This window comes from Alcaligenes faecalis (assembly GCF_041521385.1).
Classification (GTDB): domain Bacteria; phylum Pseudomonadota; class Gammaproteobacteria; order Burkholderiales; family Burkholderiaceae_B; genus Alcaligenes; species Alcaligenes faecalis_E.
Genome location: NZ_CP168006.1, coordinates 711,912 through 723,723, shown reverse-complemented (window position 1 = coordinate 723,723; position 11,812 = coordinate 711,912). Strand labels below are relative to the sequence as shown.

Here is an 11,812-nt window from a genome sequence, read left to right as displayed (position 1 = left end):
TCACATGCAAGACCCAAGTATCAAGCACCCGGAGTACATCAGCTTTGCTCCTTCATGGGAGTTGATGCGTGATGCGGTAGCAGGTGAGGACGATGTTAAGGAAAAAGGCGAGAAATACTTGCCGATGAAGACCGGCACAACAGCCATTGAGGATCTGGTCGCCAAGGCCCGCGTGTACGACTTATATAAGACGCGAGCTGAGTTCCCCGAGGTTACGGCGCCAACAATTCGAGGGGCGGTCGGCATTATGCTGGCCAAGCCTGCGAAGGTTGAGCTTCCGGAGTCTATGGAGCATCTGCGCGAGCGAGCCACACTTGACGGCTTGACACTGGACGCCCTACACCGGCGCATGGGCATGGAAATCATGACCACCGGCCGGTATGGTCTGTTGCCCGGTCTTACCGAGGACGGGATTCCGTATCTGTCCGGCTACGTGGCTGAGTCCATCATCAACTGGGACTCTACTGATGGCGTACCGGACTATGTGGTTCTGGATGAGTCTGGGCCCGTGCGTGATCGTGAGACTGGTGAATGGAAGCAAGTGACACGACTGCGTGAATGCATTGCGTATGACGGCGTGTACCGTGCCCGAGTTTGGGAAAAGGCTAATGGCGGTTGGTCCGCCGGCGAGGAGGTTGCCGCCTCTACGCCGCGTGGGGCTGCTCTGGACTTTTTGCCGTTCGTGTTTGCCGGCTCGCTGGACTTAACGCCTGAGCCAGACGATGTGCCTCTTTATGGCTTGGCAAAGCTGGCCGTGCGTATCTACCGCCTGGATGCTGATTTCTCCTTCTCGCTGCACATGACCAGCGAGCCGACGCCGGTTGCTATCGGGTTTGAAGATCCTGTAAGCGCAATTGAGCAAGGACTTGCGCCCAAAACGCTGGGCTCTTCAGTGTTATGGATTTTGCCGCAGGGCGGCGATGCCAAGTATTTGGAGTTTAGCGGCCCGGGCTTGGAGAAGCAGGCTAATGCAATTCAAGAAGCCCTTGCACGAGCGGCTCAGTTTGGTGCCCAGGTACTCCAGTCAGGGCAGTCGGCTGAAAGTGGTGAGGCATTGAAACTACGGGCAGCAAGCCAGACAGCCACGCTGACAAGCATTGCTCAGACCTCTGCTGCTGGGCTAGAGCGGGCACTGCGCAATATCGCTAAGTGGATTGGAGAAGATCCTGAAAAGGTTGTCGTTACGCCGAACCTAGAGTTCTTTGATCGTTCGATCACTGCGCAGGACATCCAGGCACTGGTCGCCGCGTGGCAGAGCGGTGCTATGTCGCACCGTGCGCTGTTCGACAAGCTGCAGCAGGGTGGAGTGATTCACGAAGATAAATCTTACGAAGAAGAGGAAAGGGATATTGGCGACGACGACGCTGATAGCGATCCTCTGGCGGGCGTAGGCTCGCTATTTCCCAGCGCCGAGGGCGCTACCAACTAAGGAGGCCATGACGTGGCTTTGAAATCTTTCTATACCGAAGCAGGCGAGGTTCCAGAAAACCTCAAAGACCTATACACAGAAGCGGCCGATGGCCGCTTTGTTTTGGACGTCGAGGATATCGACGCACACCCGAAGGTTTCCGGCGTGGTTCGCGCCAACAAGGAAAACGCTGCCAAGGCCAAAGATCGCTTGGCCAAGATTGAGGAGCTGGAAGGCCGCATTGGTGCGTTACCCGAGGACTTCGACGCCGACGAGTGGGAGCGCCTTAAGTCTGGTGCTAAGCCCGATGAGCAGATTACAGCTTTGAAAGAGCAGCATGCTCGGGCAGTAGAGGGCCTTAAGGCTAAGCACAAGACGGATCTGGATGCGATGACGGCACAGGTCGCCGAGCGTGATGGCTATATCGATGGGCAGACTCGGCGTGACGCGCTGAATGCGGCCCTTGATGAAGCGGGTTTTGATCCTGCCCATAAGCCAATGCTTTCCAAGTTCCTTGCTGATCAGATCAAGGTGCGGCGTGAAGATGATGGCCAGCGTGTTGCGTTTGCTGATACCGACCTAGGTGAAGTCTCTCCGGTGGAGTTCGTGAAAGATTTTGCTGCCAAGCAAGGCAAGGCGTATCTGGCCAAGGCGTCTGGGCCTGGTGCACCTGGAAGCCACGGCGCAGGCCAGCGCGGTCAGACTGCCGGAAATTTTGGTGGCTCCAAAGAAGAGCGCCAACAAGCAATCGCTGCCAAGTATCCAGAGCTTGGCCGATAGATAGCTGCCCCGATGGGTGCAGCAACGCGCGAGGCGCGACAACACAAACTTAGCCGCCTCGCGCGGCATCCATCTTTACAGCTATAGGAGCTACAGATGTCTCTCTCTCAAATGGAAGTATTCAATAAGTACTTCATGCCAGCGACGATTGAAACGCTGGCCCAAATGGTCGATAAGTTCAATGCCGCCTCTAACGGCTCTATTGTGTTGACCACCGAAGGTTTTGAAGGCGATTTCGTGATGACTTCGTTCTTTAAAAACCTGTCCAATGCGCGCCGCCGCGTTGATCGCTATGGTACCAACAATGCCGTGACACCGATTGATCTGTCTCAGGATAAGTTCGTCGCGGTGAAGATTGCTGGTGGATTTGGCCCTGTGCGCTATGAACCATCCCAGATGACGTGGCTTAACAAGCCTACGGCTGAGGGCGTCGAGGTTGCCTCTCGCGCCTTTGCGGAGTTGCTGCTGCAAGACCAGCTCAATACTGTCATTGCCGCGCTGGTGGCCGCCATTGGCAATCAGGGGGCGGCCGCTACCGTGGATGTGTCTGCATCCAAGAAAGTTGATTATTTGACGGTGAACGAGTCGCACGCTTTGTTTGGGGATCACTCCAGTCAGATCGTTGCTCAGGTGATGGATGGCATTCAGTACCACAACTTCATCGCTCTGAATCTGGCCAATGCTCAAACGCTGTTCCAGGCAGGCAACGTGCGCGTGGTCGATATCTTGGGGCGTCCATCGGTTGTGACTGATGCGCCAGCTCTGTTTACTGCAGCGGCAGCGGAAGACCCCGCGAAGCGTCGTGTTTTGTCTTTGACTACCGGCGCGGCCTTGGTGCGCGATCCTCGCAACCTGGTCTCCAACGTGGAAACGAGCAACGGCAAGGAACGTATTGAAACCACGCTGCAGATTGACTACGACTTCACTGTTGGCCTGAAAGGCTATGCCTGGGATATGGCCAATGGCGGAAAATCGCCTGCTGATTCCGAGATCGCTACCGGTTCAAACTGGGATCTGGTTGTGTCCAGCATCAAGCACAGCGCAGGTGTGATGGCTGAAGGCCAGGGTTAATCAGTTGAAGGGCAGCTTCGGCTGCTCTCCTTCATTGGAGATTTGGATGAAAGTCATCTATCAAAAGCACCCGGTTACTCCAGAGCAGAAAGTGGAGCTGCGGTCTCAGGGCTACAAGATCATTGATGCGGCTTTTGCTCCGGCTGGTTACGAGCACCCGTTTACCCGGCGTGAGCAGACTGAGGAGCAAGCTAAAGCTGAGCTAGAAGCGAAGTCAACAGAGCGCGTTGAGGCTGAAAAGCTGGCGTCTGATGCAGCTAATGCCAATACAACGCTTGGGGATGGGCTGGACGAGCTAAACGCAGAACAACTGCATGCTTTGGCTAAGGAGCGCGGGGCTTCCGTTCATCACAAGGCGGGTGCTGACAAAGTACGCGAGGCGTTGCGTCAAACGGCGTAAGGAGCCGGTATGAAATATTACGGCACTCTGGATGGGGCGCTGGAGTATCACTCAATGTCGGCTGGTGGTGCCGCGTGGTCTGCTGATGGTGTGGCTGATGCCCAGCGCACAGCCGCGCTTGTGCGGGCTAGCCGGTCGCTGGATGGCCAGTATGGGGAACGTTACCCAGGCAAGCCCACGCAAGGCCGCGCACAGTCTCTGGCATGGCCAAGATCAGGCGCTGTCGATCATTGTGCAAATGAGGCGTTGTCCGACCATTCCGTACCGGTCGAGATCGAGTATGCCGCCTATGCCCTGGCGTTGGTGGAGCTTTTGACGCCGGGTGCGTCCAGCCCGAGTTTTACTCCGGGCGCTGTGAACAAGCGTGAGCGCGTGGATGTTATTGAGCGAGAGCGTTTCGGGCCGTCTGACGGAGTGGCTCTGACGCTTGATATGCAGCGGGCGCAATTGGCAGAAGTTGAGGATTTGCTGCGCTGCTTACTGATCAATCGTGGCGCAACGCAGTGCATTTTGAGGGTGTGATATGCCAAGACAGGAAAAGATGCCGAAGGTGCTGTTCAACAGCGCATGCCCTCTGCAGGACTATTACGCAGATGGTGAAGGGAACGAGTATTCAGTGGCTCGGCTGTTGGATGACGCGAAAGATTTGCCAGTTTTTGATTGTCCGTTAGCTGCTTTAGATCTATCGGGTCAGATTTGGCAGGGCAGCAGTATGCACGCCTTGGCTTGGCATGTGAAGAAGGTTTTCGACGCTGACCTTGATGCTCCTATCTTATTGGATTGGAGTGGCCGGGTGGCTGATGGTCGGCATCGGATTATTAAGGCCTTGGCGGAAGGACGGCGGACGATAAAAGCCAAACGTATGTCCTGGAAGCCTGAGCCTTGCCGGAAGGAGGGGGTGTGATATGGCCGATTTCTATTCCGACATGGCAAAGATGGCCGCTCAGCTGCTGGCCCCTACGAGCCAAGGTGGACTAGGGCAGGGCGATATCAAGCTGACGCGGAAGACCCCTGGAACTCCGGATCCGAGCAAGCCGTGGGAGCCGGTGGAACCAACTACACAGACAGAGGTTCTGCGGGGCGCAGTACGAGGTGTGAGTAAGCAGCTCATCGGCACTGAGATGGACGGGACGGTAATTCTGGCATCTGATCGGCAGGCTATATGCACCGTACCGGTGATGCAGTACACGGCTGGCGATGTTCTGTCTGTGGACGGGGTGCCAGTTCACATTATTGCGGTTGAAAAGATTCCGGCTGCTGGGGTTACGAGCGCGGTGAAATTCATTATTCGGGGCTAAGGCCAAAGGGAGATAGCATGATTAACGAAACCAGAGAAAGCAAGGCGACAATTGAGTTGGTCGCTGGTGAATGCATTTCGTCATGCATGGAATCGGAGCGCATCGAGTCGGCCATTACCGCAACTGCTATTGCAGCTAAGGATGCTGAAGGTGTCACGCTGCTAATCCTGCAGCGCCACTTGAAACTGCTTTGCAGACAGCAGCGTAAGTACCTGCAAGGCATTGGCGCAGCCATCTAATGGCAATACGCAGACCAAACCGCTCACAGGCCCGTTTATTTGCCCAGCTTATTGCGGAGCTTGAGCCTGAGGTCTGGCGTGCGTTCATGGCCAGCGTCACTGACCTCCAAGCCCAGGTCGATTGGCGGGCTTTGCTGGATGCGCTGACCAGAACGGATATCGAGGGTGCAATATTGGCGCTCAATATCAATGAAGCGGCCTGGGATGAGTATTCATCCAAGATGACGCAGGCGTATGCACTTGCTGGCGCATCCACGGCAGCGCAGATCCAGGCGCAGGGTCTGGGTAGCATAGGTACTCGGTTCCGCATGACAAACCCTGGCGCACAGGAATGGATACGCCAGAACGTCGCCAATCGCGTCGTGGGCTTCTCCGAAGAGCAGACCCAAGTGGCCCGCATGGTCATTGAGGCAGGGTTCGGCATAGGCCAAGGGCCGCGCAATATCGCAGTCGATCTGGCGGGTCGAGTGCAAGGTGGGTCACGCGCTGGCGGCGTGCTGGGGCTGGATGCTCCCCGTGCGGCACGATTGCAGGCTGTCACGCAGGGCATGCGCTCCGCAGATGGTGTGCGGGATTTGGTGATTGCACGACAGGACGGCAAGCTGGCGCTCCGGTACAAGGTGAACGCCACGACCGAGCAGCGCATCATCCGGGCATACAAGGCTGGTACGGCGGTGCCAGAGGCTGATCGTTTGATTAGTGAGCGGCAGTACAGTAACGCGCTGTTGAAATCCAGAGCCGATACGGTGGCATCTACTGAGACAGCTAATGCCGTTATGTCGGCTCGGGACGAGCAGTGGCAGCAGCTAGCGCACTCAAAGGGGCTGGACAAGAGCGCAATTATCAAGACTTGGCATCATCGGCGCGGCGCAACCAAAGAGAGCCGCCCAGATCATGTGGCTATGTCTGGTCAGTCGGTCCGAGGATTGGATACGCCCTTTGTGTTCCCTGATGGAACGAGTATGCAGCACGCACACGATCCGGCCGGCGGAGCAAAACACGTTATTTCATGCGGCTGTGACACCACATACCGCCTGGATCATTCTGTGGGGCTGGAATGAGCAATTCATTTGCTGCAACAGTGTCAGCCTGGGCTGCACAAAGCGAGAAGAGGCTTGAAGCAACTCACAGACGCTCGATTGAGCTGCTTGCTGATGAAATGAGGGAAACCAAACCAAATGGTGGGCGCCTGCCTTTTCAGACAGGGAACTTGGCGCGGTCGCTTATGGCTTCTACGCAAGGTATGCCACAAGGAGCAGAGGGCGCTGCGGTATTTCTTAAAGATCAAGATGTGGGGGCGGTTACCGCCACTCTTGAGCTTGGTCAGTCCGTCTGGATTGGCTACCAAGCTATCTACGCTCGGCGGCAGAATTACGGGTTTGTCGGCGCAGATTCACTAGGCCGCATTTATAACCAAGCAGGTTCCTACTTTGTTGAAGGGGCTATTGCGAACTGGCAGCAGATCGTGGCCAAGGCTGTGGCGGAGCTGCAATCAGCGGTCGAGGCGAAGAGCAAATGAGCGCAAGAACCGAAACAGCAATCTGGCTGGCTTTAAAGGGCCGGATAGAGTCGCTGCCCATGGCTTATGCCAAGGCTTGGCCGGGCCAGACTTTTGAGGTACCGCATGCCGCTGGACTGCCTCAGCCTTACTTGCGGGTAGGACGTGTCACTGTGGCGCCAGTCCGGCAAATGATCGCGCCAGGCAAGCCGCATCGGCGCACGGGGGCTGTGATCATCACTCTGGTTTATCCGCTTGGCCAGGACGTTTCAGCCTACGACCAGATCGCGGGGACGGTAGCGGATCATTTTCGTGACGGCACGCAAATGACCTACGGCGGGGTGTGTGTGTCAGTGACTGACTATCCCCACGTCCAAGAGGGCTATGAAGATAACGGGTTCTGGACTGTTCCGGTCCGTGTCCCATGGCAGTGCTTTGCATAGGAGAGAACGATGTGCGCAGATTGTGAGGCCCGGCGAAAGCTGGCGCGTGATGCTTGGGTGAAGGGAAAAATAGGTGAGGCTGCCGGCCATGTGGCTAAAGGCGCAGCCGAGATGGTGGGCCTGAAACCGAAAACGGGTGGGCAGGAACTCGCCAGAGAACCGGAGCGGGCGAAAGCAGCCGCGAATAAAGAATAGCCGCCATCAAGGCGGTTTTTTTATGCCCGTATCTTCGGGCAAACGCTTCCAAGCAGCCTTAAATCGGTAGACACCGAGCCCGAGAGGGTGGAAGAGCTTTGAAAAGTCCGGGGCTGCCCATTGCGGGCGGCCCTTTTCTTTTCGGAGAACAAAACGATGAAAGAACTGATGTTCCAAAACCAAACCATCCGCCTGATAGACAAGGATGGCAATAAATGGGCCAGTGCGGCTGCCTTTGCGTGGAGATTGCTGATGCGACGATGGTTGCTTGGCGGGGATATTTATGGTCTTATCACGCCTCATGGCGCATCTTGAAGCTTGTGGCGAAGGGATGCTTAGTGTAAATTCGGTTTAAGGATCAGGCGGTTGTGAGCGCACCCAAACAGAGTGTTCCGAAGGTTCCTAGGGCTCCGGCAGCAGCCAAAGTTAGCGTGGCGCAGGCCGTTAGGGATGTTTTTATTACATCCATCAACCGAGGGCAATTCCCCTTCGCCGTGTTCGGTGCGGTTGTGTTGCTTATGATCGCTAAGGTGCCAACTGATGAAATGGTGCCTTTAATTAAATGGATAGTTTCATCGCTATCAGGACTCTCTCTAGTCGGCTACTTGTTGTTCGTGATTGTTGTTTTTGGTTGGTATTTTCACGTTCAACGAATTAGAAGAGAGCTTACAACGGAAATTGAGACGTTGAGGCTCGGCTTAAAGAATCAAAGGAGAGCAAAATGATACTAGGCTATCTGGTTATTGCTTTATTTTTCCTGGCGATTTTGCATTTTATTATTGATGGAATTTTAGCTCCGACTGAGCATATGATTGCTAGGCAAAAATTGCTTAGCATTGCCGTCGAGTTAAAGAATTATCAAGGGCGTACAAAAGAGAGTAAAGACGTATGCACCCACTTGTATGATTCTACAAATGCATTAGTTGCCAACATACCCAGGTACACAATCTGGAATATGTCTAGGTTTCGACATTTTTTGAGAAATGACTCTAAACTCCGCCAAAAAATTGGAGAGAAATCCACCTGGATTCGAGAAAATTCAGACGATTTTCTTGTGGGAAAGAGAAAGGATATCTCAAAGGAGGCTGACCGAATTCTTGCTTGGAACTCTATGTCTTGGGCTCTTTTGGTGATTCCAGTATTTTTTACTCTGGCATTTATCAAGAAAATTCAAAAACTTATCGATTCCTCGGTGCTCGTTGCTCAAAAACGTAATCAGTTTAAATCTGATAATGGGATTGCTGTTTAAGTGTAAGCAAGCCTTTGTTATTGGCATGATCTGATAGGTGTTTATTTAAAGCGCGACCCTGAAAAAAGCCCTCTTGATGAGGGCTTTTTTATCGCCCATCACTTGGGCGTTACATCTCAACTCACCCGGCCAAGCGCCGGGTTTTCTTTTTCTGGCCTCGCTAAATCAGCGGGGCTTTTTTATTGGAGAAACCCATGAGCGGTGGACTTTACCCGGTATCCGGGTCAAAGCTGTATATCGGCGGACGTGTAACCGCCAAGGGAACTGTTACTGCGGCCGACTTTGCGGACACCACCTGGACAGAAATCGGCGGCTGGGCCAATGCAGGTGCAATCGGCGATACGCAAGAGGTCGGAGAACAGGCATTGATCAATGAGAAGCGTGTGCGCAAGTTCAAGACCACTTTGAATGGCGGCACGATGGAAAACTCTTTCGTCCCTATGGCCTTGGACCCCGGCCAGATCAAGTTCAAGGCGGCTATTGCAGACTGCGTTCCGTACGCCTGGAAAATTGAATGGGGTGCGGATTGCATGCCGTCCTCTGATGTGGCGATCAGCGTTGCAGATCCGGCTGTAGTCACATGGCCAAGCCATGGTTTAGAGGCCGGTCAGCCTGTTGTGTTCAGCAATGAAGGCGGTGCACTGCCCTCTGGCTTGGAGGCAGGGAAGGTCTATTACGTCATTGCCGATGGCATGACGGCTAACGCTTTTTCTGTTGCCGCTACTCCGGACGCCACAACCGGCATTGAAACGACTGCCGCTGGATCTGGTACGCATACCGTATCGGCACCGCCTGCTGGTATGACTGATATGTTCTACGGCCTCGCCTTGCCAGGTGCTCGCCAAGGCGGTGATGCAACTGCCGCGCATTTACGTGCGTGGTCGATCGCTGTTGACTCAAATATTGTTGAAATCTAAGAACCCGCTCTAGCGGTTAGGGGCGGGCAGGCTTGGTTCACCTGTCAGCCCCGCTTAACGAACCAGAACCGATATAGGAATTACAAACATGGATATCAATGAACTGGTCTTGACTGACGAGGCCCTGAATGTAATTGACACTGGTACGTGGGTCGGAGATCTGGACGGTGCGCCCGGCGTTGAGTTTCTGGTGTGTGGCATTGGCTCGAAAGATGCCCAGAAGGCGCTTACACAGAAACAGACGGCACTGCGCTTGAAGAATCGAGGCAAGCCATTGAATGAAGAGCAGTTGTCCAAAGCGATGCGCGAAACCCTTGCAGAAGTAGTGCTTAAGGGTTGGCGTGGCTTGAAAGACGGTGGCAAGGATTTGCCTTACACCCCTGAACTGGCTACCAAGTTCATCACTTCGCGGAACGGTGAGCGTTTTGCCGGTATAGTCCTGCTGGCTGCTCAGCGAGTAGATGCTGATGCCAACCTGTTTGCGGAGGAAGCCACAAAAAACTGATTGCCCGCCTGCGCTGGAGCCTTGATAACCCGAACGCAAAGAAAACCATTGAGGATTATGAGCGTTTCGGCCAAGACATCCCGGAAAGCCTGATACCGCCTGAGCTTCATGATGTCGAATGGAGTTACTGGCAGGCTTTCTGGGAGCTTTCCACAGACAGGCAGGTGGGTATGGCGTCGGGTCCTGTGCCTTGGACCGCGATTCAGGCGTATGCGCAGTCCCTGAATATCACTGATGTATCGGCATTCGCAGGCATCATTCGCGCTATGGATGATGCCTATCTCTCGCACCAGGGAGGGGAAAGTAAGACTTTCACGCGCGACATGCTAAAGCGGTGAGCGATCTGTTGTCGCGGAATTTGCTATCTTGGCCGTATCCCTAGTAGGTATTTTGGTCTGCTTTGAGTAAACTAAGTATTCCATGGGAATAGCTCTAACTACTGGCTGGTAGAAATAGCGCATGTAGAGAGTTACTGGACTAAAGGAGCTTAGTATGTCTATTGTTGTCGGCAAGAGTGTTCATGGTGTTGTGCTGAAGCAACGGGCTATGATCGCACCGAAAACTGCCATGAACGTAGGCGTAGAGCGTCAGAAGGCCGAGACCAAACAGGCTGCTCACAAGGTTATAGCCGAGCACTGGAAGGTGCTCAAGGCACTGCGTGATCGCTGATAATGCTGGATGTTGATTATGTAATCACCATTCATGACCAGATAATCATAGAGTTTGGTGGTTTGCCTGGGAATGCTAGTGGTGGTCGAGGCGCGATTGAATCAGCCCTCAATCGCATTGATAACCACATTGAGTACCAGGATATCAACGACGTTTTTGCCATAGCGTCTCTGTATGCTGTAACGATAGCGCGGGGCCACGTTTTTAACGATGGCAATAAACGAACCGGTTTAACCTGCGCTTTGACGTACCTGTATCAGCAGGGAATATTTATTTCTCAAGCGCAAGTATTGGAGGAAATAATGGTGGATGTTGCGTCCGGTACGATTGAGTTTGAAGAGTTTGCATCTATTCTGAGTGTGCTTTGGGAGCAAGGCGGCAGAATGGCCCCATGAAGACATTGCAGGTTGATGGAAGGAGGCCCTCGTAAAGAGGGCTTTTTCTTTGCCCAAAAGAAAAGCCGCATTTCAGTGGCTATTTTTTTGGAGATATAGAGGCTGTTCGTCAGGGGCTTTATGAGTCTCCGTTGAGCTGAAGAGGAAAGGCCGACAGGCCCGATTAAATCGGGTCTGTTGTTATTTATCTGCTTAACTAGAGTCACTCTTTGTGAGTATCTTTAAGCTACTCACAAATCCTGTTGGTTGTTTTATCAGGGTTGCTTAAAGATGCTCCGTTTGGGTTCTCCCGAGATCGATTCTTATTGGCCCGCCTAGCGCGGGCTTTTCCCGTTGGGTACTATCTCTGCATTGATAAAGCGGAGGTGGGGATGAAAGCAGCTTTTTTAGTTGGCTTATTTTCAATGGTGCTGGTTGGGTGTGGGAACGATGACGTTAAGCCGGCAGCTACGGCAGGCAAAGTTTGGAATGAAAGCGAAATTGCAGAGGCCGTAGGGATTAAGACGCGCGAGAACGGCGTGGGTAAGTATTTTGTTACAGCAGAGGGTGTGGAGTGCGATGCGCCAGCGGTTATGAAAACAGCCCAGGCAGTTCAGATGTACAAAAAAGCAGGAGATGTCGTGGCTACGAACCCAGAGGAAACGGCTGGAGTGAAGATTGTTGCGCGTGAACAGAGGGCATGCCTAGAAGAGGCAAGTAGATTGCTAGAAAAGCTGAGTTAAATCGAGTTTGAATTTCACAAGGT

General features: G+C 53.7%; 19 protein-coding genes. All 19 read left to right on the top strand.

Annotated elements, in window-relative coordinates; all coding sequences use genetic code 11:
- Positions 1-4 precede the first annotated feature (4 nt).
- Positions 5-1,429: a DUF4055 domain-containing protein gene (locus ACDI13_RS03410; RefSeq protein ID WP_316988772.1), complete on the top strand. Its 1,425-nt coding sequence runs from the start codon at positions 5-7 to the stop codon at positions 1,427-1,429.
- A 12-nt stretch (positions 1,430-1,441) separates the two neighbouring features.
- Positions 1,442-2,188, top strand: a complete 747-nt coding sequence (locus tag ACDI13_RS03405; RefSeq protein WP_316988773.1) for a hypothetical protein — start codon at positions 1,442-1,444, stop codon at positions 2,186-2,188.
- A gap of 96 nt (positions 2,189-2,284) precedes the next feature.
- Positions 2,285-3,259, top strand: a complete 975-nt coding sequence (locus tag ACDI13_RS03400) for a major capsid protein (RefSeq protein WP_316988774.1) — start codon at positions 2,285-2,287, stop codon at positions 3,257-3,259.
- A gap of 46 nt (positions 3,260-3,305) precedes the next feature.
- Positions 3,306-3,659, top strand: a complete 354-nt coding sequence (locus tag ACDI13_RS03395) for a hypothetical protein (protein WP_316988775.1) — start codon at positions 3,306-3,308, stop codon at positions 3,657-3,659.
- 9 nt (positions 3,660-3,668) lie between these two features.
- Positions 3,669-4,181 carry a DnaT-like ssDNA-binding protein gene (locus tag ACDI13_RS03390; RefSeq protein WP_316988776.1) on the top strand — a complete coding sequence of 171 codons (513 nt, stop codon included), beginning with the start codon at positions 3,669-3,671 and terminating at the stop codon, positions 4,179-4,181.
- A 19-nt stretch (positions 4,182-4,200) separates the two neighbouring features.
- The gene (locus ACDI13_RS03385; protein ID WP_316988777.1) at positions 4,201-4,563 is read left to right on the top strand and encodes a hypothetical protein; all 363 of its coding nucleotides are present in this window, start codon (positions 4,201-4,203) and stop codon (positions 4,561-4,563) included.
- Position 4,564: 1 nt separating this feature from the next.
- Positions 4,565-4,957 (top strand): hypothetical protein, encoded by a 393-nt coding sequence (locus ACDI13_RS03380; protein WP_316988778.1) that lies wholly within the window; start codon positions 4,565-4,567, stop codon positions 4,955-4,957.
- Positions 4,958-4,974: 17 nt separating this feature from the next.
- Positions 4,975-5,196: a hypothetical protein gene (locus ACDI13_RS03375; RefSeq protein ID WP_316988779.1), complete on the top strand. Its 222-nt coding sequence runs from the start codon at positions 4,975-4,977 to the stop codon at positions 5,194-5,196.
- A gap of 86 nt (positions 5,197-5,282) precedes the next feature.
- A complete protein-coding gene (locus ACDI13_RS03370) occupies positions 5,283-6,257 on the top strand; it encodes a hypothetical protein (RefSeq protein WP_316988780.1) in 975 nt (324 codons plus the stop codon).
- Positions 6,254-6,715: a hypothetical protein gene (locus tag ACDI13_RS03365; protein ID WP_316988781.1), complete on the top strand. Its 462-nt coding sequence runs from the start codon at positions 6,254-6,256 to the stop codon at positions 6,713-6,715. The genes ACDI13_RS03370 and ACDI13_RS03365 overlap by 4 nt, the downstream gene beginning before the upstream one ends.
- A complete protein-coding gene (locus tag ACDI13_RS03360) occupies positions 6,712-7,137 on the top strand; it encodes a DUF4128 domain-containing protein (protein ID WP_316988782.1) in 426 nt (141 codons plus the stop codon). Before ACDI13_RS03365 ends, ACDI13_RS03360 begins: the two co-directional genes overlap by 4 nt.
- Positions 7,138-7,488: 351 nt before the next feature.
- Positions 7,489-7,647 (top strand): hypothetical protein, encoded by a 159-nt coding sequence (locus ACDI13_RS03355; protein WP_316988783.1) that lies wholly within the window; start codon positions 7,489-7,491, stop codon positions 7,645-7,647.
- Positions 7,648-7,700: 53 nt separating this feature from the next.
- The gene (locus ACDI13_RS03350; RefSeq protein ID WP_316988784.1) at positions 7,701-8,057 is read left to right on the top strand and encodes a hypothetical protein; all 357 of its coding nucleotides are present in this window, start codon (positions 7,701-7,703) and stop codon (positions 8,055-8,057) included.
- Positions 8,054-8,581, top strand: coding sequence for a hypothetical protein (locus tag ACDI13_RS03345; RefSeq protein ID WP_316988785.1), 528 nt, complete (start codon positions 8,054-8,056; stop codon positions 8,579-8,581). The genes ACDI13_RS03350 and ACDI13_RS03345 overlap by 4 nt, the downstream gene beginning before the upstream one ends.
- Positions 8,582-8,775: 194 nt before the next feature.
- Positions 8,776-9,498, top strand: coding sequence for a hypothetical protein (locus tag ACDI13_RS03340; RefSeq protein ID WP_316988786.1), 723 nt, complete (start codon positions 8,776-8,778; stop codon positions 9,496-9,498).
- 88 nt (positions 9,499-9,586) lie between these two features.
- Positions 9,587-10,003, top strand: a complete 417-nt coding sequence (locus tag ACDI13_RS03335) for a hypothetical protein (RefSeq protein ID WP_316988787.1) — start codon at positions 9,587-9,589, stop codon at positions 10,001-10,003.
- Between the two features lie 492 nt (positions 10,004-10,495).
- Entirely contained in the window at positions 10,496-10,672 is a 177-nt protein-coding gene (locus ACDI13_RS03330) for a hypothetical protein (protein ID WP_316988788.1), read from the top strand.
- 2 nt (positions 10,673-10,674) lie between these two features.
- Positions 10,675-11,067 carry a type II toxin-antitoxin system death-on-curing family toxin gene (locus ACDI13_RS03325; RefSeq protein WP_316988789.1) on the top strand — a complete coding sequence of 131 codons (393 nt, stop codon included), beginning with the start codon at positions 10,675-10,677 and terminating at the stop codon, positions 11,065-11,067.
- 371 nt (positions 11,068-11,438) lie between these two features.
- On the top strand, positions 11,439-11,789 hold the full coding sequence (locus tag ACDI13_RS03320) for a hypothetical protein (RefSeq protein WP_316988790.1): 351 nt from the start codon (positions 11,439-11,441) through the stop codon (positions 11,787-11,789).
- Positions 11,790-11,812 lie beyond the last annotated feature (23 nt).